Source organism: Roseibium album, assembly GCF_965233825.1.
Taxonomy (GTDB): Bacteria; Pseudomonadota; Alphaproteobacteria; order Rhizobiales; family Stappiaceae; genus Roseibium; species Roseibium album.
In genome coordinates this window covers 1,294,353-1,315,702 of sequence record NZ_OZ247583.1, presented here as the reverse complement: position 1 = coordinate 1,315,702, position 21,350 = coordinate 1,294,353, and the positions used below count along the sequence as shown (strand labels likewise).

Annotated in this window: 23 protein-coding genes; 10 read left to right on the top strand and 13 right to left on the bottom strand. The window is 57.3% G+C overall.

Translation table 11 applies throughout. The annotated features are described in order from the left end of the window. Nucleotides 1–5: 5 nt before the first annotated feature. Both ACO6TI_RS06195 and ACO6TI_RS06190 read right to left on the bottom strand, forming a co-directional pair. The gene (locus tag ACO6TI_RS06195) at nucleotides 6–668 is read right to left on the bottom strand and encodes an amino acid ABC transporter permease (protein ID WP_055121073.1); all 663 of its coding nucleotides are present in this window, start codon (nucleotides 666–668) and stop codon (nucleotides 6–8) included. 148 nt (nucleotides 669–816) lie between these two features. After that, nucleotides 817–1,617, bottom strand: coding sequence for a transporter substrate-binding domain-containing protein (locus tag ACO6TI_RS06190; RefSeq protein ID WP_035900161.1), 801 nt, complete (start codon nucleotides 1,615–1,617; stop codon nucleotides 817–819). A 151-nt stretch (nucleotides 1,618–1,768) separates the two neighbouring features. Between ACO6TI_RS06190 and ACO6TI_RS06185 the strand changes: the two genes are divergently transcribed. From ACO6TI_RS06185 to ACO6TI_RS06170, 4 genes are all read left to right on the top strand, one after another. After that, nucleotides 1,769–2,428 carry a GntR family transcriptional regulator gene (locus ACO6TI_RS06185; RefSeq protein WP_104704809.1) on the top strand — a complete coding sequence of 220 codons (660 nt, stop codon included), beginning with the start codon at nucleotides 1,769–1,771 and terminating at the stop codon, nucleotides 2,426–2,428. Between the two features lie 129 nt (nucleotides 2,429–2,557). Next, a complete protein-coding gene (locus tag ACO6TI_RS06180; RefSeq protein WP_055121069.1) occupies nucleotides 2,558–2,884 on the top strand; it encodes an ArsR/SmtB family transcription factor in 327 nt (108 codons plus the stop codon). Next, nucleotides 2,881–3,339: an SRPBCC family protein gene (locus ACO6TI_RS06175; RefSeq protein WP_422384547.1), complete on the top strand. Its 459-nt coding sequence runs from the start codon at nucleotides 2,881–2,883 to the stop codon at nucleotides 3,337–3,339. The genes ACO6TI_RS06180 and ACO6TI_RS06175 overlap by 4 nt, the downstream gene beginning before the upstream one ends. Next, nucleotides 3,336–3,914, top strand: a complete 579-nt coding sequence (locus ACO6TI_RS06170) for a dihydrofolate reductase family protein (protein WP_422384546.1) — start codon at nucleotides 3,336–3,338, stop codon at nucleotides 3,912–3,914. Before ACO6TI_RS06175 ends, ACO6TI_RS06170 begins: the two co-directional genes overlap by 4 nt. Before the next feature lie 20 nt (nucleotides 3,915–3,934). On the opposite strand, the gene ACO6TI_RS06165 is transcribed toward ACO6TI_RS06170, so the two are convergent. The 8 genes from ACO6TI_RS06165 to ACO6TI_RS06130 form a co-directional block, all read right to left on the bottom strand. Beyond that, the gene (locus ACO6TI_RS06165; protein WP_422384545.1) at nucleotides 3,935–5,137 is read right to left on the bottom strand and encodes an oxidoreductase; all 1,203 of its coding nucleotides are present in this window, start codon (nucleotides 5,135–5,137) and stop codon (nucleotides 3,935–3,937) included. 80 nt (nucleotides 5,138–5,217) lie between these two features. After that, a complete protein-coding gene (locus tag ACO6TI_RS06160) occupies nucleotides 5,218–5,526 on the bottom strand; it encodes an ArsR/SmtB family transcription factor (protein WP_422384544.1) in 309 nt (102 codons plus the stop codon). A gap of 230 nt (nucleotides 5,527–5,756) precedes the next feature. Beyond that, complete coding sequence (locus ACO6TI_RS06155; protein ID WP_422384543.1) at nucleotides 5,757–7,589, bottom strand: M24 family metallopeptidase; 1,833 nt, start codon at nucleotides 7,587–7,589, stop codon at nucleotides 5,757–5,759. Then, nucleotides 7,582–8,577, bottom strand: coding sequence for an ABC transporter ATP-binding protein (locus tag ACO6TI_RS06150; protein ID WP_055121057.1), 996 nt, complete (start codon nucleotides 8,575–8,577; stop codon nucleotides 7,582–7,584). The genes ACO6TI_RS06155 and ACO6TI_RS06150 overlap by 8 nt, the downstream gene beginning before the upstream one ends. After that, a complete protein-coding gene (locus ACO6TI_RS06145) occupies nucleotides 8,574–9,575 on the bottom strand; it encodes an ABC transporter ATP-binding protein (protein WP_197000700.1) in 1,002 nt (333 codons plus the stop codon). Before ACO6TI_RS06145 ends, ACO6TI_RS06150 begins: the two co-directional genes overlap by 4 nt. Beyond that, the gene (locus ACO6TI_RS06140) at nucleotides 9,572–10,384 is read right to left on the bottom strand and encodes an ABC transporter permease (RefSeq protein WP_422385298.1); all 813 of its coding nucleotides are present in this window, start codon (nucleotides 10,382–10,384) and stop codon (nucleotides 9,572–9,574) included. Before ACO6TI_RS06140 ends, ACO6TI_RS06145 begins: the two co-directional genes overlap by 4 nt. 50 nt (nucleotides 10,385–10,434) lie before the next feature. Then, a complete protein-coding gene (locus ACO6TI_RS06135) occupies nucleotides 10,435–11,391 on the bottom strand; it encodes an ABC transporter permease (protein ID WP_235814791.1) in 957 nt (318 codons plus the stop codon). A 71-nt stretch (nucleotides 11,392–11,462) separates the two neighbouring features. Then, nucleotides 11,463–13,061, bottom strand: a complete 1,599-nt coding sequence (locus ACO6TI_RS06130; protein ID WP_422384542.1) for an ABC transporter substrate-binding protein — start codon at nucleotides 13,059–13,061, stop codon at nucleotides 11,463–11,465. A gap of 283 nt (nucleotides 13,062–13,344) precedes the next feature. Here ACO6TI_RS06130 and ACO6TI_RS06125 point away from each other — a divergent pair, with 283 nt between their 5' ends. From ACO6TI_RS06125 to ACO6TI_RS06115, 3 genes are all read left to right on the top strand, one after another. Further along, entirely contained in the window at nucleotides 13,345–13,938 is a 594-nt protein-coding gene (locus tag ACO6TI_RS06125; RefSeq protein WP_029064913.1) for a helix-turn-helix domain-containing protein, read from the top strand. A 99-nt stretch (nucleotides 13,939–14,037) separates the two neighbouring features. Then, the gene (maiA, locus tag ACO6TI_RS06120) at nucleotides 14,038–14,688 is read left to right on the top strand and encodes a maleylacetoacetate isomerase (protein ID WP_422384541.1); all 651 of its coding nucleotides are present in this window, start codon (nucleotides 14,038–14,040) and stop codon (nucleotides 14,686–14,688) included. A 31-nt stretch (nucleotides 14,689–14,719) separates the two neighbouring features. Continuing rightward, nucleotides 14,720–15,598 (top strand): LysR family transcriptional regulator, encoded by an 879-nt coding sequence (locus ACO6TI_RS06115; protein ID WP_055121047.1) that lies wholly within the window; start codon nucleotides 14,720–14,722, stop codon nucleotides 15,596–15,598. 152 nt (nucleotides 15,599–15,750) lie between these two features. Here the strand turns inward: ACO6TI_RS06115 and ACO6TI_RS06110 are convergent, their stop codons facing one another. Both ACO6TI_RS06110 and ACO6TI_RS06105 read right to left on the bottom strand, forming a co-directional pair. Beyond that, entirely contained in the window at nucleotides 15,751–16,812 is a 1,062-nt protein-coding gene (locus tag ACO6TI_RS06110) for a Gfo/Idh/MocA family protein (RefSeq protein ID WP_055121119.1), read from the bottom strand. A gap of 111 nt (nucleotides 16,813–16,923) precedes the next feature. Beyond that, nucleotides 16,924–17,844, bottom strand: coding sequence for a LysR family transcriptional regulator (locus tag ACO6TI_RS06105; RefSeq protein WP_422384540.1), 921 nt, complete (start codon nucleotides 17,842–17,844; stop codon nucleotides 16,924–16,926). Nucleotides 17,845–17,975: 131 nt separating this feature from the next. Between ACO6TI_RS06105 and ACO6TI_RS06100 the strand changes: the two genes are divergently transcribed. Together ACO6TI_RS06100 and ACO6TI_RS06095 are read left to right on the top strand one after the other, a co-directional pair. Then, on the top strand, nucleotides 17,976–18,992 hold the full coding sequence (locus ACO6TI_RS06100) for a Gfo/Idh/MocA family protein (RefSeq protein WP_422384539.1): 1,017 nt from the start codon (nucleotides 17,976–17,978) through the stop codon (nucleotides 18,990–18,992). Continuing rightward, nucleotides 18,993–19,781, top strand: a complete 789-nt coding sequence (locus ACO6TI_RS06095; protein WP_422384538.1) for a 3-keto-5-aminohexanoate cleavage protein — start codon at nucleotides 18,993–18,995, stop codon at nucleotides 19,779–19,781. Here the strand turns inward: ACO6TI_RS06095 and ACO6TI_RS06090 are convergent. After that, entirely contained in the window at nucleotides 19,778–20,176 is a 399-nt protein-coding gene (locus ACO6TI_RS06090) for a cupin domain-containing protein (RefSeq protein WP_108876198.1), read from the bottom strand. The genes ACO6TI_RS06095 and ACO6TI_RS06090 overlap by 4 nt on opposite strands. Before the next feature lie 56 nt (nucleotides 20,177–20,232). Between ACO6TI_RS06090 and ACO6TI_RS06085 the strand changes: the two genes are divergently transcribed. Further along, nucleotides 20,233–21,303, top strand: coding sequence for an Ldh family oxidoreductase (locus ACO6TI_RS06085; protein ID WP_422384537.1), 1,071 nt, complete (start codon nucleotides 20,233–20,235; stop codon nucleotides 21,301–21,303). Nucleotides 21,304–21,350 lie beyond the last annotated feature (47 nt).

Here is a 21,350-nt window from a genome sequence, read left to right as displayed (position 1 = left end):
CCTCCTCAATACCGGAACAGTCGCGCGGCGAGCAGCCGGGATGCGAGCAGAATGATCTTGACAATCACGTAGTAGATCACGGCGGTCGCCGCGAAATACTCGAAAATGCGGAAGGTTCGGCTGGCAAAGAACTGCGTCTCGCCGCTGAGCTCGCGAAAGCCGACCAGCATACCGAGCGAGGACATCAGCACCGCCCAGACCAGCTGGTTGGTCAGCGGGTGATAAACGATCCTGAAAACCTGCGGAATGATGATGCGCGTGTAGGCCTGCCAGGCGGTCATGCCAAGGCTGCGCGCCGCGCGCAACTGTGTCTCCGGCACCGCCTGAAACCCGCCCCGGAAGTTTTCGGCGAGATAGCCGGCGCAGTTGAAGCTCAGACCACAAAGCACGATCGCGAAAGGACTGAGGTGAAGACCGAAGGCCCCAAGCCCAAAACCGAAGAAAAACAGCTGGAACAGGGCCGGCGTGTTGCGCGCCAGCTCGACCCAGCCCGTCGCCAACCAGTAAAGAGGGCCGCGCATGTGCATGCGGATCAGGGCGAGCGCCAAACCGATGACGATGCCGACCACCATGGCAAGCACTGCAACCTGAAGGGTCAGCAGCCCCGCACCCAGCAGGTCCGGCAGGTTTTTCAGCACTGGTCGCCAATGAAAATTATAGTCGAACATCAGATGTCACGGGCTTCGGCGGGCGGATTTCACACAACCCTGCCTCCGGTTGAGACCTATGCGGTCGCCTTGCGGAAACAGGTGAATACAAAAGGGAGGCACGTCCGGCAATCCGGAGACTTTCAGACGTGCCCCAAGTCAGGAAGGATCAGTACATCACGCCGGGAATGCGCAATTCCGGAGCCTCGCCGCCGACATACTTGCCCCAGAGTTCCCCGTAACGGCCCGAGCGCACCTGATGGGTGACAAACAGGTTCAGGAAGTTGAGCCAGGTCACGTCTTCACGCTTGCCGACAACAGACGTGTAGTCTGTGGTCCAGGGCATGCGCGGTCCGGCGAAAATCGTATCGTATTGTTCCGTGATCGGCTTGACAGCCGTATTTGTGGTGATGCCGATATCGGCCTTGCCCTGGGCCACGGCGAGGAACACCTCGTTTTCGGACTGATAGCCCTGATAGAGGTTTTCTTCACCCCATTCCTTGGCAATTTTCAGCCATTCCTGCTCCGGCACCGTGCCGATGGCAGCCGCGACACGCTTGCCGCGAATATCTTCAAATGACTTGATTCCGCTTTCGGAATTGACCACGCCCTGTGCGTAATAGATCGCGTAGGGAATGGTGAAACCGACGGTCCGGGCCCGCGCGAGGCTGTCGGAAGTTGCGCCGAAAACCACATCCGCGCGGCCGGTAACGATAACCGGAAGGCGTTCGGCCCATGTCAGAGGCAGGATCTTGGGTTCCACCTCCAGCGCCGCAGCGAGATCGTTGCAGTATTCGACGTCAAAACCGGCGGGTTCGTTGTTGGCATCCCGATAGCCGATCGGCGGAAAATCCAGAACAACACCACAGCGCAGTTCGCCGCGGTCAACAACATCATCGAGCGTATCCGCCTTTACCGGCATTGCGGCAACAAGCGTCAGGGCGGCAGCTGCCGCAATTTTCTTGAACATGGTTCCCCTCTTCATTTTTCGAAGAATTTCTTCTGGCGGGAGATTGATAAACCATTTTGGATCCAATATTCAATATAAAATATTCAAAAAGTTTTCCGCTTCCCCGACTCGGGAGGTTCGCTTAAAAGACGGATCCAGGGAGTGACGGCTAATGAAACTGACATCGATGGACATTTCCACGACAGCATCTGCGTCCTCGATCGTGTTCGACGCGCTGCGGAAAGCCATTATCCAGGGACAACTCGAAGAAGGCGAACCTCTTCGCCAGGATGAAATTGCCCGCCTCTTCAACACCAGCCGCATTCCGGTCCGCGAAGCCATCTCCCGTCTCGAGGAGCAGGGACTGGTCAAGACACAGCGCTACAAGGGTGCGGTCGTCGCCGGTCTCTCGCCAAAGGAAACCGAAGAGATTTTCGACCTGAGAGCCCTGGTCGAACCGGAAATCATCAAGAATGCCGTGCCGCGGATGTCGAAAGAGATTCTCGCCAGTGCGCGCGAAAAATGCGCGGCATTCTCCGCATCGGACAATCCGATGGAATGGGGCGATCTCAATCGCGACTTCCACGAGACACTTTACAGCGCCAGTGACCTGAAATTCTTCAGGGAAATCGCTCACAATGCAATTGACCGTGTAGAACGCCAGATCCGCGCCCAGCTGGTCATGTCCAATGGCATGGAACGCGCGGGCCGCGAACACTTCGGCATCATGGACGCTTGCGAGGCCGGAGACGCGGATCTTGCCGCCGATCTCACGGGTGAGCATATCCTGGGTGCAAAGAAATCACTTCTTGCCCACATTCAGGACAGCTGATCGGGTCCTTGCCGGAACAACCGGTCTCTGTGTCTCCTGAACAGCGATGAATTCCCAAACGAGGATTACATTGACAGCGAACATGGTTTGAATTTATATAGCCATATGGCTATTCATTATCAAACTTCCATGGACCGCTCCTTTCACGCACTTGGCGACGGCACGCGGCGTGAAATGATTGCAATGCTGGCGCGCAACGGTGCCCTGTCGGCAAACGAACTCCGCTCGCCTTTCAGCGTGGCACAACCCACGATCTCCAAGCACCTGAAAGTGCTTGAAAAGGCAGGGCTGGTTCGCAGGGAAATCAACGGGCGTGTTCACCTGTTTCATCTGGAAACGGCTCCCTTGAGGGAAGCAGAGGACTGGATATCCAGGCACCGGACGTTCTGGGAAGGCACCCTTCAGCGTCTTGAAAAATTCGTCAATGCCGCGGATGGACAGGAGGACAAGACATGACGTCAGTCGCCATTCCACTGGTTGTCCGCCGCACGATAAAAGCTCTTCCTGGCCCGCTCTTCGACGCCTTTGCAACAGAGGCGTCCCTGACATGCTGGTTCACGCCGAGCCCGGATATCACTGTCGAGGCCTTGAATTATGATTTCACACCAGGTGGCCGCTTTCGTCTCCGGTACAGGATGCCTGATGGTCGAAATCCGGTTGTCGCCGGGGTATTCGAAGTGATCGACCGGCCGAAACAGATCGTGATGACCTGGGAATGGCAAGCCCCGGATCCGCTTGAAAACGTGCCGATGAAGGTCTCGTTTCGGTTTCTGGAAAAACCAAATGCCACGGAAGTCGTCATTACTCATGAAGGCATCCCGTCAGACAGCGCCTGCTCGATACATGCCGACGGCTGGGAAGCGACACTGTCCGTCCTGGACGCATTCTTCAATCGGGAGACCCAGCAATGAGAAACATCGCCATACTGACCTTCATTACCCTGGATGGCGTGATGCAGGCACCCAGCAAGCCCGACGAAGACCGCTCGGGAAACTTCGAGCGGGGTGGCTGGGCAACCCCCTATTGGAACGGCGTGATGGAACAGGTTCAAAAAGAAGCAATGTCCGAACCGTATGACATGCTCTTCGGACGCAAGACCTACGACCTGTTCGCTGGACACTGGCCCGATGCTGCAGGTGACCCGGTCGCCGACATGATGAATGCCGCCAGCAAATATGTTGTCACTTCGCGCCCGGACAGCCTGAGCTGGAAGCACTCCCATGCGATCTCTGGCGACATTGCGCGGAAAATTTCGGATCTGAAGCTTGAAGACGGGCCTATCCTGCAGATTCATGGCAGCTGGGAGCTGATCCAGTTCCTGCTTGCGCACGACCTGATCGACGAATTCCGACTTTGGACATTTCCGGTCGTTGCCGGTTCCGGCAAACGGCTGTTCGAAAAACCGGCGAAACCGGAAACGCTCAAGCTGGCCAAATCGGAACCTTGCGCGAACGGCGTCGTCATGAGCATCTACCGGCGCGGCTGAAACCACCAGACTTGATTTTACTACGATCCGAAATGTTCCAGCCACCTCGGGCAGCGTTCTGCATCGCGCGCTTCATACGCTTCCAGTGCCTCTTCAAGAGTTGGAGCAAATTGGCTTTCTTCATTTTCGCCCAACGCTTTAAGACGCATTGAATACCAGGCTGTGATGCCACCGCGTGGCGGCGTTTCAAACCTGGGAAACGCTGGATCACTACCCAGGCCTGATAGCCAGGAATTCGCAAGTGCCGGGTCGAGAACCATTGCTCGAGCCAGACCGATGGCGTCCGCGGCACCTGTTTGGAGCGCGGCGACGGCATCGGCGCGCGTTTGCATGCCTCCGGTCACCATGATTGGAATTTCGGTCATCTTCTTCGCATGCCGGGCAAACTCGATGAAATACGGCCCCGACGCCGATACGCCATCAGAACTAGACGCAGCTCCGGGGAAATATGTTCCTCCGCTTACATCAATGAGATCAATCGAGGTCCTGTCGAGCATCCGGACAACCTGCAAAGCGTCTTCATCGGTCAAGCCTCCGACGAGCTTGTCCGTCGAGTTGATCCTTATGCCGACCGGAAAAGACGGACCGACGGCTTGGCGCACTGCATCGATTACCTCGCCGATAACGCGAAAACGTCCCTCGATCGAGCCGCCATAGGCATCAGCCCTGTGATTGAACAGGGGCGACAGGAATTGGCTAAGCAGAAACCCGTGACCTGCATGGATTTGCACACCGCCAAATCCGGTGTCCTTTGCCATGGTCGCAGCCCGCGCAAACAGGCCTGGCAGTTCATGAATTTCCTCCAGCGACAGCCCCTGACATTGGAGGCCCTCGACGTTCAGCGGTGACGGCCCTTTCGGTTTGCTGACAGGCAAGTGGGCAAGGGCGCCTGCGTGGCCGAGCTGAGGCCAGATATGGGCATCATTGATAGAACCACGTTTCGCAAGAATGCGGAGTCCAGCCGTGTCTGATCCCTGCACCAGCACAAGGTTTCCGGGCTTTTCCGGATAGTGCGGACTGGTCTGCACCTCACCGATCAGGGACAACGCCACACCGCCTTCGGCCCAGCGCTCATACAGTCTTGTCTGCGCTTTGGTCGGGTTTCCGGTGCCGTCACCGAGCGAGTCGGACATCGGCGACTTGATCAACCGGTTCTTCAGGCGGGCACCGCAGGGGAGAACCAGAGGCTTGTCGAGGAGCATTGTCGCTTCATTTTTTGCCATTCTATAGTTCCTTTTATCGAGATATCTCGAAATTCATATCTCCCGCCTGCCGAAAAACCCTCAAATCGTGCCCTTGCGGATTACTGCGTCAAAAGTTCTTTCCGTACCGCCGCAAGAAACGATCGAATGTTGTCTTCGTCTCGACGATAGAAAGTCCATTGCCCGTGGCGTTCTGCAACGACGAAGCCAGCCTGCTTCAGAAGGCCCATATAGTTGGAAACCGTCGATTGCGAGAGCTGCGCCTTTTCCTGGATATAGCCCACACAAACGCCTTCCAGGCCGGCGTGCTCCGGCAGTGCAGGCGGGAAATTCGACCGATCCTTCAGCCATTCCAGGATTTTTCGCCGAATTGGATTGTTCAGCGCTGCTATCGATTTTTCAATGTCCATAAATCGAAATATCTCGATTTATCGGCATATGTCAACGAATTTCGTGATTTTTCTGCGTGAATTTTCACGTACCCGGACGATGTTGTTGTTACCGAACGTAATAAACACCGTTCTGACTTTCAGCGGCCTTAGGGTGAATGCCAGCTTGACGACTTTCCTGCGGCACAGCAAAGTCCGCTTATTTGCAATACACTACTGTAGCTGAGTCACAATGCTGTTCAGGTCCGGGCCTATCCCGCCTGCTGCCATGGCGCAGGCGCGCGTCCCAGCGGACGGCAGGTGTCGGCCAGCCAGTGCCTTGCGCCATCCTGGCACCTGGGACCGACCAGTTTTTCCGTCTGCTCATGATAAGTGTCTAGCCAAGTGATTTCAGCCACAGAAAGGCGCTCCGGAATGAGAGCATCCTTCTGGATCGGAATCCAGGTCATGTTGTCGAAGTAAAGAAAGCCGTCGTCTGCTTCACGGATCTCGAAAAGGTTTTCAAGACGAATGCCGAAGGCTCCGGCCTTGTAGTAGCCCGGTTCGATGGACAGGACCATTCCGGGCGCAAGATCGACCGGATTGTGCGGTTTGCCAATGCGCTGGGGATGTTCGTGAACCGAAAGACGATGGCCAATGCCGTGGCCGGTGCCATGGTCATAGTCAAGGCCCAGATCCCAAAGCGGGCGGCGGCAGATAGCATCGATGTGATGACCTTGCGTGCCTTTCGGGAACCGCAGGGTCGCAAGCGCGACCAGTGCCTTGAAGACAGCAGTATACGCTTCAGCGTAGCCGACCGGCAGGAACCCGAAACTGAATGATCTTGTCGCGTCCGTGGTACCGGTTTCAAACTGTCCGCCGCTGTCGAGCAGATACGGTGCGGCCGGCAGTATCGGTGCCGAATTGTTCTTGTCTGCCGCATAGTGGCACATAGCTGCATTCGGCCCGGCGCAGGAAATCGTATGGAAACTCTCGCTCAGGTAGCCCGGCCGTTCCCTTCTGAATGAAAGGATTTTTTCCAACGCCTCGAATTCCGTGACCGGATCTCCATCCGCCGCGCGTGAAGCGACAGTATCCATCAGCCATTCGCTGAATTCGATCCAGGCCACCGCGTCCTCAATATGGCAGGATCGCAGACCCTCAAGTTCGGTCGCATTTTTCCTGGCCTTGGCGAGCGTCATCGGGCTCAGCTTTGGAACCGGCACGGCTTCGGCCTCGATGATCCGTTGGGAAACAGCTGCCGGTGAAAAATCCGGATCGACCAGCACCCTGGCCCCCTTCCCTGTCTTAGCAGCCAAAGATTCCAGAAGATCGGACTTTGCTCGCAGGGACACCCAGTCCGGCAGGGTGTCGGCAAGTCCCTCCTCGAACTTGCCTTGATCCACGAACCAGTGAGCTGCCCCGGACCTTTCCAGAAGCAGGAAGGACTGGGGCATCGGATTGTAGGCGACATCGTCCCCGCGAACGTTCAGGAACCAGGCGATGTTGTCCGGCTGGGTCTCGACCAGAAGCGCCGCATCCTCCGCGGCCATCTCCTTGAGAAACAGGTCCCTTTTGTCGCTAGAAGACACTCCGGCGAACTGAAGCGGGAAGGCGCTGATCGTGCCAAGAGGTTCGTCCGGTTGGTCGCCCCAGACAGCATCGACCGGATTTTCGCTCATCGCCTTCAGCGAGGCTCCGGCGGCGTTTGCACCCTTTTCAAACCGTTTCACCCAGTTTGGCGGCAGATGCATGGCATCGTAGCCGATCACCCAATCGGGTTGCGCGACGTCCGACAGCCAGTGTTCCGGCGGGTGATTGTGAATGTGATCGCGGTCGATCAAACCGGCGGGACACTGGTTGCCGGCCTGCACCACGTAGCGGCCGTCAACGAAGAGGCGCACTTCGGCGTGCGTCACGATGGCAACCCCGGCTGATCCGGTGAATCCCGTCACGAACCCAAGACGTTCATCGTGAGGAGCGATGTATTCACCCTGATGTGCATCGAAGCGCGGCACAATGAACGCATCCAGCAAACGCATTTTCATTTCAGCGCGCAGCGCGGTCACGTGGCCGGTCAACTCGGCCAATTGGCTTTCAGACATTCTCGATCTCTTCGGCATGATGACAGGCGACCGAACCGCGTCCGGCAATCGGACGAAGCTTCGGCTGCTCGGTGGTACATTTCGGCGACTTGTGACGGCATCTGACGTGGAATGGGCAGCCGGGCGGGATATCAAGCGGCGAGGGCAACTCACCCTCCAGGTGTATTTTCCTGCCCTTGTCGTCCGGATCAAGAGACGGCGCCGCACTCAGGAGCGCCTGGGAATAGGGATGCGACGGGCTGGCAAACAGTGTCTCGCTGTCGCCAATCTCAACTATCCGGCCGAGATAAATGACCGCCACCCGATTGGACACATGTCGCACCAGACGAAGGTCATGAGCAACGAAGAGGATCGTGAGCCCAAGCCGGTCCTGCAGATCCAGCAGGAGGTTTACGATCTGTGCCTGTACCGAAACATCGAGCGCAGACACGAGTTCGTCGGCGATCAACACCTCCGGTTCGACTGCAAGAGCACGGGCAATCGCGATCCGCTGCCTTTGCCCGCCCGAAAATTCATGCGGATATTTTTCCAGAGCGTCCCCGGGCAACTGGACGAGGTCCATAAGGTTCGCAAGACGCGCCGGCACATCATCTTCCGGACACATGTCATGCACACGCAGCGCCTCGGACAGAATCTGGCCGGTCGTCATGCGGGGATTCAAAGACGAATACGGGTCCTGAAACATCATTTGGACCCGGCGATTGTAGGTCCGGTCGCCACGTTCGTGCGAAGCAAACACATCCATGCCGTGAAAATGTACACTGCCGCCGTTGGGTTCGTGCAGACGCACGATGCAACGGGCAAGCGTGGACTTGCCACATCCGGACTCGCCGACTACGCCAAGGGTTTCTCCCTGCCGCAGATCAAGACTGACCCCGTTGAGCGCGTTGACGTTTTTCACAGGTGTGTTGCTGAGAACATCGAGCAAAGATCGTTTGCCCTTGAACGCCAGGCTGACGTCTCGAATTTCAAGCACTGCTTCGCTCATGCGGCCGCGCCTCCCTTTGCCTCGACCCTGTTGAAGCAGGCAACAGACCGTCCGCCCTTCAACGTCTCAAGTTCCGGCCGACCGGTCTCGCAGCCGGCCGTCCTTTGCGGGCAGCGTGCTGCGAAAGCACAGCCATCGGGAAGCGACAACAGGCTGGGGGGTGTTCCGGGGATGGAGTAAAGAGGGGTGCGTGGTGGCACATTCTGTGGCACGGAACGCATCAGCCCGACAGTGTAGGGGTGTCGCGGTTCTCTCAGGACGGACCGGACACTGCCCTGTTCGACTATACGGCCCGCATACATCACGGCCACCTGTTCGCATGTCTGAGCGACAACGCCCAGATCGTGGGTCACCAGAATGACACCCATGTCGAAATCCTTGGCAAGCGACAGGATCAGATCGAGGATCTGCGCCTGGATTGTCACATCCAGCGCGGTGGTCGGTTCGTCCGCCAAAAGCAGCTTCGGCCTCGCGGCAAGCGCAATTGCAATCATCACCCGTTGCCGCATGCCGCCAGAAAACTGATGCGGATATTCAGAAAGCCGGGATCCGGCAGCCGGAATGCCGACGACGTCAAGCATCTCGATTGCGCGCTTCTTCCGCTCGCCTGCAGACATGTCCGTATGCGCCTTCAGCGTCTCGTCGATCTGGACTCCGACCGTCAGCAACGGATTGAGCGATGTCATCGGCTCCTGAAAGATCATTGCGATTTCACCGCCCCGGATCCGGCGCATTTCGGACTCGGGCAGTGTGACCAGGTTTTCGCCACGCCAGAGCGCCGAGCCAGTTGTCCTGCCATAGCGGCGGGACAGGCCGAGGACCGATCGAAGGGTCACACTCTTGCCCGATCCGCTCTCGCCAACGAGACCGAGTATTTCGCCCTTGTTGATGGTGAACCCGACATCACGGACAGCCGGAACCGAGGTGTCACCGGCTCCGAACGTGGTGCACAGACCGGAAACTTCCAGCAAGGGGGTTTTTACGCTTCTCAGGGTCATCCGCGTGGCCTCAACAAGTCTGCCAATCCGTCACCGATCAGGGAAAACCCGAGCCCGGTCAACACGATGGCAATGCCCGGCATCAGGCTGAGCCACCAGGCCGTGGTGATGAAATTGCGGCCTTCAGCAATCAGGACACCCCACTCTGCCTGTGGCGGCTGTGCACCGAGACCAAGATATCCAAGCGAGGAACCGAGCAGGATAGCGAGCGCCATGTCGGTCATCCAATAGACAATGACCGGCGTGATCGCGTTCGGCAGAAGATGGCGAAAAATGATACGGAGATCAGAGTATCCCATGACGATGCCTGCCGAGGCGTAGTCATTGGCCATCTGGGATATGACCTCCGCGCGCATGAGCCTGGCATAGTAGACCCAGCCGACCAGCGTAATTGCGATGTACATGTTGATCAGGCCCGGGCCCAGCACCGCGACGATGGCAATCACCAGCACCAGAAACGGAAATGTTATGACGGCATCGACGACGCGGCCAAAAATCATGTCGGCGATACCGCGATAGTAGCCGACCAGAGCGCCGACGAAAACGCCGATCACCAACGCGAAGACAGTAGCCAGGACGGCCATCTGCATATTGACCGAATAGGCCCAGATCACCCGTGAAAAGGAATCCCGACCCAACAGGTCCGTACCGAAAGGATGCTGCCAGCTTGGCGGCTGGCGTACGGCCAGATAGTCAATGAAATTGGGATCGTAGGGCGCAAACAAACCCGGAAACAGCGCCAGCACTGTTGAAATTGCAATGATGGTGAAGCCGACCATGAAGCCGGGCTTACGGAAGGCGATCTGCATGCGGCCACGCCGCCGGCTTCGAACATTCCCGCGGGAGATTGTCGTGTCGCTCATGACAGACGCATCCTCGGATCAAGCCAGCTCTGGAATATGTCGGTCATCAGAAAAACCAGCGACACCAGAACGGCAAAGGTCAGCGTGAGGCCCTGGATAAGGGGATAATCCCGGGCAAAAATAGCCTCCAGCATCATGCGTCCGACACCGGGGACAGCAAAGACGGTCTCGGTCACCAGCGTCCCGCTCATGAGCTGTCCAATGGAAAGTCCGAGCAGAGTGACTGTCGAAACCAGGGCATTCTTCAAAACGTGGCGACCAAGGATCAGACGCGGCGGCAGTCCCTTGGCGCGGGCGAACTGGACATATTCCGCATCAAGGACCTCAATGATCGCCGAACGCAGGTTCCGCATGAGTATGGCCGAGGTATAGAGCGCGACCGTCACGGCAGGCAGAAACAGATGATAGGCGCGATCAAGGAAGGTTTCGCCGTATCCTCCGACCGGAAACAGCCGCAGCTGTGCAGCCAGAAACGTCAGCAACAAGAGACCGATGTAGAAAACCGGCATCGAAAGCCCAACCTGAAAGACCGCCCGGATGAGATTGTCCTGCCACTTTCCGCGATTGAGTGCAGCGACAAAGGCAAGCGGACCCGCGATCAGGATTGACAGGGTGACCGCATAAAGCGTCAGGAAAATCGTTGTCGGCAAACGGGCAAGAATTACCTCTGTCACCGGTGCGCGCAGTAAAATCGAGCGTCCGAGATCACCCTGAAGCGTGTTCGTCAGGAATAGCCAGAACTGGGTCCAGAGCGGTGCGTTCAGACCCAGTCGCTCGCGGATGGCGGCTATATCCGCATCGGACGCCTTGTCTCCGGCAATCGCGATCGCGGGATCACCCGGCAAAAGCCTGACCAGCAGGAAAATGATGATCATGACCAGCAGAAAGGTCGGGATCATCAGGAGAATACGGTTCAAGGTGTATTGCAAACCGGCCATGGAGGTCGTCGCCAATTCTCACTCAAGCACGGAGGGTGGGGGAGAGCTCAGCGCACCCTCACCTTCCTGTTCACGGGTTCTGCGGATCAACGTTCCAGGGAAACGTTCTCAAAGACGTTGTTGCCCAGAGGTGTCTGCAGATACCCGTCCACCTTTCCGGAAACCGCGACCGCGAAAGGCGTTTCGTACATGAAGAGCAGCGGTGCCGCTTCGGCATAAATGTCCTGCATTTTCCTGTACTGGTCCGCCCGCTTTTCGGGATCCATTTCCGAAGAGGATGCTTCATACAGCGTGTTGAAATCGGCGTTGTTCCAACCGGTTCCGACTGCTTTTGCTGTCGGGAAATATCCGAGCCAGCCCGTCACCTGGCTAGGATCGTTGACATCGTCAACCCAACCATAGGTGTGAATGTCGAACTCACCTGACCGGTTCTTGGCGCCACGGGTCGCGTTGTCGACCTGTTCGGCAACAAGATTGATGCCAAGCGGTGCCCACATCTGCTGGAGAGCGGCAAATATGGTCGCATCGTCTGCAGATCCGGCAAGGGTCGTCAGCGTGACTTCCGTTCCCGCTTTCAGGCCAGCTTCGGCAACAAGGGCCTTCGCCTTTTCAATATCGTAGCCGTAGAGCGGGTTCATGTCCGCGGCCAGCCGGGTTGAAGACGACATGACCGGCGACGACATCGGCTTACCCGCGCCTTGCAGGACGAGACCGATCAGCGCTTCCTTGTTTGTTGCGTAGTTCAATGCCTGGCGAACCCGCTTGTCGTGCAGCGGATTCGGCGTTCCGTCGGCCTTGGCCTCACGCGTGTTGATCGGTGAATAGATAATCCGCGTGGACGGGAAGAGGTTCATGTCGACTGCCGGGTCGGCATCCAGCTCCGCAACGCGCGAAAACGGGATGAACTCGGCGATGTCAACTTCGCCTGCCGTCAGTTTCAGCACACGAGTCGCATCGTCCGGAATGATTTCAAAATGGACCTTTTCCAGATAAGGCAACGGCTTGCCGTCCTTGCCTTCTTTCCAGTAATGCGGGTTCGCGGTGAAGGTCATGGACGATCCCTGCTCGAAACCGCTCAGATAGAAGGGGCCCGATCCGACACCTGGACCACCCGCTGCGAATATCGCAGCCGATTTTTCCTGATCATTCGCACCCGGCGCAGCATCAAAAGCTTTCTTGGAAACAATGGCCGTATTGAATGTCGCCAGCATCGAGAGCAATGCCGGGTCAGGCGTCTCAAGAGAAATGGTGATATTGCGGCCGTCCGCGCTCACGGAAGAGACAGCGGACAGAAGCCCCGACCATGGACCCAGGTCAGGGTTGCGGGCGCGTTCCAGCGAGAAAACAACGTCGTCACCCGTGAGCGGGCTTCCGTCGGAAAACTTGAGGCCATCGCGCAACACGAGGGAAACGGTCTTGCCGTCAGATGAGACCTCGAAGCTTTCAGCGAGCGACCCGACAAGGTCGGTACCGTCTTCAGTCGGTGCCAGCAGCGTACTGAACAGGCTTCCGACCATCCAGATATCCGGATTGCGGTCGGCGTAGATCGGGTCGACAAGCTTCGAACCGTCATATCGAGCAAAATTCAGAGTTCCGCCACGCTCCTGCGCGTCGGCAAACCCAATGGTAGATGCGCCTAGAGCCGTGCTTGTTGCCAGCGCGAGGGCAAGTGCTGCAGCCTTCATGGTATGTCCTCCCAGATGCACATGTGATGGTGCGACGGAGATTAGCCGAACAGGCCCCTTCCGCAAGGAATTTTTTAGCGATTTTGCATATTGGATCCAATATTTGTTTTAAATCAAGAATTTATTATTTTCATAACTTATTGTTTTCTATTTGTTTTTTCTATCATCAACAAATTTTCGAATTACTAAAAAAAATTTTAGTATTGATAAACTCTCCAAGCTATCGAATGCTGGAATTACAGCGCCCGGAACGATATAAGTGTGTGCCTGAACGGAGGAATGCATGACAACAAGCAGGCGGCAAGCCACGCAGGACACAGTGCAGGACACGCCCAACTACGGTCCCGTCATCCGCCAACGACGCAAGGCTCTGGGCATGACACTGGACGATGTCGCCAAGGCAACAGACCTGACGATCGGGTTTCTGTCCCAAGTGGAACGTGGCATCAGCGCGCCCTCCCTTTCCTCTTTCATGCGCATTGCCGGTGCCCTTCAGACCAGTCTGGAGGAGCTTCTCAAGGTTCCCGAGCCCTATATGGAATATGTTCCGAAGGACTCGCGCCAAACCTATGTTCTGGGCAAATCGAAACGCCTCTATGAAAAACTCGGCCCCGGATTTCCAGGTGCGCTGACCTATCCCTGCATCATCCACCGCCCACCCGGACATGTCTCGGAACACATGCAGCATGAAGGCGAGGTGTTCTGTTACCTGCTCTCCGGAAGCCTGGAGTATCACCTGGGCAACAAGGTTTTCATCATGACGCCGGGCGACAGCATTCACCACGACACCAGCAAACCACATTTTTCCAAGGTTCTCGGTGATGAGGAGTCCGTCGAACTCTGGGTCAGCTCCACGCCGATCAAGACACCGGGCTGACACCCACTGCCGCAACAATGACCGTATGTGATGCAAGCCCATTGCACGGGACGCCTGCCAAGGTCTATCAAGGAGCCGTGAACCAACCGGAGACCTTTGATGGAGCGAACGGCAATTCTATTCGATTACTGGCGATCGTCAGCCAGCTATCGTGTGCGCATCGCATTGAATCTGTTGAGCATCCCGATCGAGTATCGCCCGGTCAACCTGTTGACCGGGGACCACAGGTCAGCTGTCTATCTTGACCAGAACCCGCAAGGTCTCCTGCCGACGTTGGAGATCGATGGGAAGCGGCTGACACAGTCGCTTGCCATTATCGAATATCTGCACGCCACGACACCTGGTTCGAAGCTGCTGCCAGACTCGATCGACGGTCAGTACCGGATTCGCCAGCTGTCCGACGCCATCGCGATGGAGATCCATCCTGTTTGCAATCTCAGAGTTGCGCAGCGTGTTTTGGATCTCACCGGCGGCGGTGATGAGGTCAGGGTCGACTGGATGCGCCACTTCATTTCAAAAGGTCTGGGCGCGTTCGAACGGCTGCTGGGTGCCGACGAAGGCCCGTTCTGCTTTGGCAACCAGCCAACCATGGCCGATTGCTGCCTGATACCGCAGCTCTACAACGCTGAGCGGTGGGGTGTCGACACGTCCGGTTTCCGGAGAATTGGCGAAGCCGCAAACGCGGCAACTGCAATGAATGCCTTTGTGGATGCTCACCCGGATGCGGTTGGCGCGCCGCCGGCGGACTAATCCGCCGGCAACGGGAGGAACCTGTTAGCTCATGAATTTCCGGCAACTGGAAGCATTTCGCGCGGTTCGCGATACAGGTTCGACAACCCTGGCTGCCGACAGGATCGGTGTGACGCAATCGACCGCAAGCCGCCTTATACTCCAGCTCGAAGAAGATATCGGCTACCAGCTGTTCGACCGTCAGGGCGCCGGGTTGACCCTCACACCCGAAGGACTGGACTTTTCGGAAATCGCCGAACGTATCCTTGCCGAAATCGAACGCATCAACCTGATGTCGCGCAATATCCGCCAACTCAGTACCCGCACTGTCCGCATTGCCGCCATGCCCGCGATCGGCACCTGCATGACGCCGGAACCACTACGCCGTTTCCTCGACGAAAACCCCAACGTGCATCTCAAGGTGGACCTGAAGCCGAGGTCGGAGGTTCAGTCGCTGGTCATCAACGGCAAATGCGATCTTGGCCTCGTAACCCTGCCACTCTCGGATGACGGGCTGCATATCGAACCACTGTGCCAGGAGGAAACAGTCTGTGTCTTGCCTCCCGGTCATCATCTGGAAGAGAAGGATGTCGTCTCGTTCGGGGATCTTGCCAGCGAGCGCCTGATCAGCATCGCGACACATACGATCCTTCGCTACCGGCTGGAAGAGGCCTTGAGCAGTGCCGGTGTCCGCCTCGGATCCATATGCGAGACAGATTCAACCCTGCTCGTGGCAAACCTCGTCGCAGCCAATGCGGGGGTCGCCATCATTCACAAGGTGGTCGCGGACATGCTGAAGGACCGTCTGGTCATTCGTCCGCTGGCGACGCCGATCCAGCTCTCTTATGGCATCATCCGGCGGCGCGGCAGTCCGCCGCGCGTACTCACCGAGAGACTGGTCGATTGTCTGAAGTCCGCGTTTACAGAGTGACTGCCGGGAACCCGGCTTCAATCAAGCGTCGACACTCCGCGGTTTCGGCAAGGCGTGCATGAGCCGAGACATTTTTCTCGGCCACCGGAGACCGGATCTTCGCTTCGCCGCATCCAAAACGGTACCGTTGTGTTTCGGCGCGTTAGCGGCTCTCAGGCCATGATCGAACTCAGGCTGGCGTCGTTCAATGGCAGGTGGACCGGCTCGCCGCGCTCGGCAGACAGATCAGCAGCAATATAGACTTCCATTACCTGACGGGCCTGATCGGCAGTGACCAGAACCGGCTTGTCCCGGGCGCAGGCATCTATGAAGTGATTGGTCTCCGGCGCCATCGGGCCGGCATAGGCGTGTCCGACGAATTCTCCCGGCATGGAAGACATCGGGAACTGGATACCGTTGTCTTCCGTGTTCAGGACAACATCCTTGTGGCTGTCATCCACCATCAGGGCACCCTTGGTCCCGACCATTTCCAGCGTGGTGCTGGAATAGTTCGGATAGCCGAGTGGCAGGATCCAGCCGGCGCCGATGGTAAAGGAAATGCCGTTGTCCATGGTCACGATGATCCAGGTACAATCCGGTGCATCGACCCCCTTGCCCCGCATATAGCGGTAGACGTTCTGGGCGTAGACCTTTACCGGTCTGGCCGGCTCCAGACACCAGAGCACAAAGTCGAGATCGTGAGTTGCTTCCATTGCGGCGGGCGACAGCTTGGTCCGACCCGAAATCTTGTTGCCGAGACCGCGTGTGATGTGGCGGCTGACCAGAGCGGAGACAGGATCGCCAAGCGTTCCATTGAGGAGGCTCTCGCGAATATAGGCATATTTGTAATTGAAGCGCTGCGAATAGCCGATCGTGAACTTGACATCGTTCTGCTTCGACAGAGCAACCAGATCATCGGCTTCTGCAAGGGTGATCGCAATCGGCTTTTCAAGAAAAACATGCTTTCCTGCCAGGAGGGCAGCTCTGGCCATCGGGTAGTGAACGTCTTCAGGCGTTGCGGAAATGATGACGGAAGAGATGTTCGGGTTTTCAATGATCTCCTGATAAGTGTCCGTCGCGGTTGCCGGAGCATAGCGGTCCTTCATTTCCTGCAAGCGTTCACTGCGCGTCTCGGCAATGTGCATCGACGCAACCTGCGGATTGCGGGCTGCCGCTTCGATGCGGATACCACCGCACCAGCCCGCACCGATCACACCCAGTTCAATCTGTTCCATACCCTGGCTCCCCTGATCGCGGAGCCGCCGCACGACAGACCCCTTCTCTTGTCAGAAGCATGTTGGGCAAACGGACTTACGGGGTAAAATTCTGAATCTGCGTTGAGATATTCAAACTCCGCATCGCGCCGCTTTGCGGGTCGACGCAATCGTTCTGGTCAGCTCTTCCTGCAAAATGTCACAGAAGGCCTGTGCTGCATCATTGAGTGGTTTTGCTGCCGGTTCGATCCTGCTGTAGCTCACGGAAAGCTCCGGCCTGACGATCGGATGCAGCCGGCGGCGCTGCCCGTCCAGATCTGCAGCGCACATGATACCAGGCAGGATCGTATGCCAATCCGACCGGGCGACAAGGTCGATTGTGCCGAACATCGCGTCGAGTTCCAGAACACTGTCCACCTTGATGTGATGGTCAGCAAAGTAGCGGTCGATGCGACGGCGGCGCGAATTTGCAGGACTGGGAAGAACATAACGCAAAGGGGCATGATCTTTCAGGTCCACAGGCTGGAGATGCCTCTCACCGGGTGCACCAACCAGAAATTCGTTGTCGGTTCCCATGGGTTCCGCGCGAATAATGTCATGCCCTTCGAATGCCGGAACGATAGCGAAATCAAGATCTTCACGTCCAACCGCTTCAATCAGCTGGAAGGAATAGGCCTCCACCATGGAAAGGCGCACCATCGGATAAGTTTCCGTGAATTGCAGCATCGCCTCGGACAGGACGCTACGCGTAAGGGTCGGGATCAAGCCGACACGCACCTGCCCCGTCATGGTTCCGGACGCACGTTTCAAGGTCTCGTCTGCATCGGCAGCCGACCGCAGGACATCGACCGCTTTCTTGTAGAACAGCATGCCGGTTTCGGTTGGCGTGACACCGGTCGACTTGCGGATCAGCAACTGCACACCATACCGGTCCTCGAGCTCTCGGACCTGCATTGAAATACCGGATTGGGTGGCGTTAACCCGGTTGGCCGCAGCCGAGAAAGAACCTTCCTCATAGACGGCGACGAAAAATCTGAGTTGCTGAAGCTTCATCTCAAGCCATCACTTTTTCTGTTGGCAAATATCATTGATAATGAGTTGCGTTGAAGGCGGCAAGACCTACTAACTAACAGAAGAAAACACCAAAAGAGCAGAATGGCCGGACCGGTGGACAGGGTAAAACTATGAACATACAGAATAAATCATTTTGTATCGCGGTCGCCGGGTTCGGTTGGTGGGGGCGCCACATTGTCAATCGCCTCAAGCTGACCGACGGAATTTCCGTACCTGTCGTAATCGAACCGAACGAGACCGCCCACGATCAGATCCGGGATGCCGGCCCAGCGCCCTACACACGTTTCGAAGACGTTCTAAAACGCCCAGACATTGATGCCGTCGTTCTGACAACCCCCAATCCACTGCATGAGGAACAGGTGCGCCAATGCGCGGCTGCTGGCAAACATGTCTTTTGTGAAAAACCTCTGGGCCTGACCGGTGAGAGCGCGCGCCGCTCTGTCAAGGCATGCAAAGAGGCAGGCGTCACGCTTGGCATAGGACACGAACGGCGGTTCGAGCCGGCCATGGAAGCTCTCAAGGCAGAGATTGAACGGGGTGGCCTCGGCAAGATCATGCATGCCGAAGCCGCCTTCAGTCACGACAAGCTGATCGGTGTCCCCTCGGGCGACTGGCGCACGTCAAAATCCACCTGTCCGGCCGCCGGCATGACGGCGATGGGTATCCACCTCACCGACCTGCTGATCTCCTTTTTCGGGCCGGTCAAAACGGTTCAGGCGATGACAGCGGATCGTTCACTCGGCTGGGAAACCGGTGACCTTGTTACTGTGCAACTCGGGTTCAGAGAAGGAATGACGGCGACCTTGAGCGCCATCCTGCACACACCTCACTTCATTCGCATGCACGTGTTCGGAACTGAAAAATGGGTGGAAGCGCGCAACGACACCCATCCCGACACGCCGGGCGGCAAGGTAAGTTATGTGGAATCGGTGACAGGGATGCCGCTGAAGGAAACCGCTTTCGAGTGGACCGATACCGTGATTCACAACCTTGAGGCGTTCAGGGATGCCTGCCTCGGGCGTCGTCCATACAGGGTTTCCCACCAGGAAATGATCCATAATATTGAAGTTCTCGAAGCAATTGCGCAGTCTGCCGAACATCGTGAAACCATCCATCTGAATTCATAAATGATCGAACTGCCTAAAATTCTCGTTGCACCCAATGGTGCGCGCCGGGACAAGTCCGCCCATCCTGCGTTGCCGATGAGCGTTGAAGAACTGGTCGAAACCTGCCGCCAATGTGCCGCCGCCGGTGCCGGAGGCGTCCATGCCCACGTGCGCGATGATGCCGGCCTGCACAGTCTCGATGCCGCTCGATATCGTGAGGTCATCGCTCGAATTGCCGAAGAGTTGCCAGGGTGGTTCGTGCAAATCACGAGCGAAACCGCAGGGCGCTTCAATGCCAGAGATCAGCAGGACCTGATCCGGACGATGCGTCCCAGATCGATTTCCGTCGCGGTTCGCGAATTCGTGCCGAATGAAGAAACCTTGCCCGAGGCCCGCAGAACCTATCACTGGGCTCGTGACCACAACGTTGCGATTCAGCATATCTGCTATTCGAAAGCCGAGCTCACCCAGCTCATCGGCTTCATTGCCGACGGAACGGTGCCCGGGTCCGCTCACCAGATACAACTTGTCCTTGGATCTTATGACGGCGGCCGGACCAGCCGTCCCGAGGATATCGAAGCCTTGGTCAAACCGATGCGGGACCTTGAGGAGCAGCAATCATTTGACTGGATGCTGTGTGCCTTCGGACCGGAGGAGACAGATTGTCTGCTGCGGGCTCTGGAACTCGGCGGCAAGGCGCGGATCGGCTTTGAAAACTCACTCTGGAACAGGAATGGCTCACTTGCGAAGGACAATGCCGAACGTGTCAGCGAACTTGTCGGACTGGCCGGCAAATCCGGCCTGCTTTAAACTTGATCGCCTGCGGACAGATGCGGAACGGTCTCACCGGTTTCGACAAATGTGCGTGTCACGTCACGAGCGCCATAGACCCACAAGATGACAAGGCGTCCGTCACCCCTGTTCCTGAAATAATGCGGTGATCCGGCTTCGGCAAAGGCCGTGTCGCCCTTGGTCAGATTGTAGACGTTCCCGCCGATACTGGCCTCGGCCTCGCCCTCCAGGATTGTGACCTGTTCGTCGCAATTGTGGGAGTGCATCGGTGCGCTGCAGCCAGCGGGGAAAACGGTCGTTCCCGTGGTGAACGGGACAGTGTCGCTGACGGCCTTTCCGATCAGAAGCCGCGTCTCGACCCCGTCCCCGCGCTGGAAAGGCCTGATGTCTTTGTATGTGATGACGGTGGACACGATTTCATCCTCTTTGTGAAGCGGGACTTGACCCCAAATGTAGGTGGAACTGGCGAATGACTGAAACACGTGAAACCAAAAAAAACCTGGAGAGGTTCATATGCCGGGTTCTCTCGACAAATGGTCTGCCCGAGGAAGATGCCAGCACCATCGCTGAACTGATGGTAACCGCCGACCTCATTGGACAGGATGGTCATGGTGTTTTTCGCCTTGCGCAATACGTGAAGCGCCTCAAGGCAGGGGGGATCAATCCTAAACCAGTGTTTGCCCTGGCCGAGGAATTTCCCGCCAGCGCGGTTCTGGATGGCGACAATGGCATGGGGCACCTGGTGATGAACCATGCGACGGACATTGCGATTGCAAAGGCCCGGCAAACCGGGGTTGCCTGGGTCGGGTCGCGGAATTCGAACCACGCGGGTCCCGCATCTCTCTATGCCATGAAAGCGCTTTGTGAAGACATGATCGGCCTTTATGTCGCCGTCGGCAGTGCCAATCACATGCCTCCCTGGGGCGGGACGGACATGCTTCTGTCCACCAATCCGATTGCGGTAGCAATCCCGGCGGCCGAACGTCCGCCGATCGTGCTCGACATGGCGACCACGGTTGCCGCCTACGGCAAGGTCAAGACCGCAGCACAGCGCGGCGAAATGATGCCGGAAGGCTGGATGATCGACCGGCAGGGCAATCCGCTCGTCGACCCCACAAAATCGGCCGAGGGGTTTCTGCTTCCCATTGGCGGACCGAAAGGCTACGGGCTTTCGCTGGTGTTCGGGATCCTTGCCGGTGTGCTCAACGGGGCCGCCTTCGGCCGCGATGTGGTCGATTTCAATGCGGATTCGCAGAGCAAAACCAATACGGGTCAATTCATCCTCATGCTCAACATTGCCGCCTTTACGGATCCGGCTGCATTCAGGTCCTCCATCGACGGTGTCTGGGACGAGATGAAGTCGTCGCAGCGCCTTCCCAGCGTCGCGGAAATCCGATTGCCCGGCGAGCGGCTTGACGCGACTCTCAGGGAAAGATCTGTCAACGGGATTCCCTTGCCCGCCGCGTTGCTTGCCGTTCTCGACGATCTTGCCGACGCCAACGGTGTTGCCAGGCTCAAGCGCCAGGCCGCGCCTGCATAAATCGGTCCGTGGCCCATAATACGCAGACGTATCGGCAAAGACTGGTT

Coding starts and splice junctions, on each gene's coding strand:
- ACO6TI_RS06155 (WP_422384543.1), bottom strand. CDS start 7,589: ATGTCTGAAAGCCAATTGGCCGAGTTGACCGGCCACGTGACCGCGCTG.
- ACO6TI_RS06180 (WP_055121069.1), top strand. CDS start 2,558: ATGGACCGCTCCTTTCACGCACTTGGCGACGGCACGCGGCGTGAAATG.
- ACO6TI_RS06100 (WP_422384539.1), top strand. CDS start 17,976: ATGAACATACAGAATAAATCATTTTGTATCGCGGTCGCCGGGTTCGGT.
- ACO6TI_RS06170 (WP_422384546.1), top strand. CDS start 3,336: ATGAGAAACATCGCCATACTGACCTTCATTACCCTGGATGGCGTGATG.
- ACO6TI_RS06105 (WP_422384540.1), bottom strand. CDS start 17,844: ATGAAGCTTCAGCAACTCAGATTTTTCGTCGCCGTCTATGAGGAAGGT.
- ACO6TI_RS06125 (WP_029064913.1), top strand. CDS start 13,345: ATGACAACAAGCAGGCGGCAAGCCACGCAGGACACAGTGCAGGACACG.
- ACO6TI_RS06110 (WP_055121119.1), bottom strand. CDS start 16,812: ATGGAACAGATTGAACTGGGTGTGATCGGTGCGGGCTGGTGCGGTGGT.
- ACO6TI_RS06190 (WP_035900161.1), bottom strand. CDS start 1,617: ATGTTCAAGAAAATTGCGGCAGCTGCCGCCCTGACGCTTGTTGCCGCA.
- ACO6TI_RS06130 (WP_422384542.1), bottom strand. CDS start 13,061: ATGAAGGCTGCAGCACTTGCCCTCGCGCTGGCAACAAGCACGGCTCTA.
- ACO6TI_RS06160 (WP_422384544.1), bottom strand. CDS start 5,526: ATGGACATTGAAAAATCGATAGCAGCGCTGAACAATCCAATTCGGCGA.
- ACO6TI_RS06175 (WP_422384547.1), top strand. CDS start 2,881: ATGACGTCAGTCGCCATTCCACTGGTTGTCCGCCGCACGATAAAAGCT.
- ACO6TI_RS06150 (WP_055121057.1), bottom strand. CDS start 8,577: ATGAGCGAAGCAGTGCTTGAAATTCGAGACGTCAGCCTGGCGTTCAAG.
- ACO6TI_RS06095 (WP_422384538.1), top strand. CDS start 18,993: ATGATCGAACTGCCTAAAATTCTCGTTGCACCCAATGGTGCGCGCCGG.
- maiA (WP_422384541.1), top strand. CDS start 14,038: ATGGAGCGAACGGCAATTCTATTCGATTACTGGCGATCGTCAGCCAGC.
- ACO6TI_RS06085 (WP_422384537.1), top strand. CDS start 20,233: ATGACTGAAACACGTGAAACCAAAAAAAACCTGGAGAGGTTCATATGC.
- ACO6TI_RS06145 (WP_197000700.1), bottom strand. CDS start 9,575: ATGACCCTGAGAAGCGTAAAAACCCCCTTGCTGGAAGTTTCCGGTCTG.
- ACO6TI_RS06185 (WP_104704809.1), top strand. CDS start 1,769: ATGAAACTGACATCGATGGACATTTCCACGACAGCATCTGCGTCCTCG.
- ACO6TI_RS06140 (WP_422385298.1), bottom strand. CDS start 10,384: ATGCAGATCGCCTTCCGTAAGCCCGGCTTCATGGTCGGCTTCACCATC.
- ACO6TI_RS06195 (WP_055121073.1), bottom strand. CDS start 668: ATGTTCGACTATAATTTTCATTGGCGACCAGTGCTGAAAAACCTGCCG.
- ACO6TI_RS06115 (WP_055121047.1), top strand. CDS start 14,720: ATGAATTTCCGGCAACTGGAAGCATTTCGCGCGGTTCGCGATACAGGT.
- ACO6TI_RS06165 (WP_422384545.1), bottom strand. CDS start 5,137: ATGGCAAAAAATGAAGCGACAATGCTCCTCGACAAGCCTCTGGTTCTC.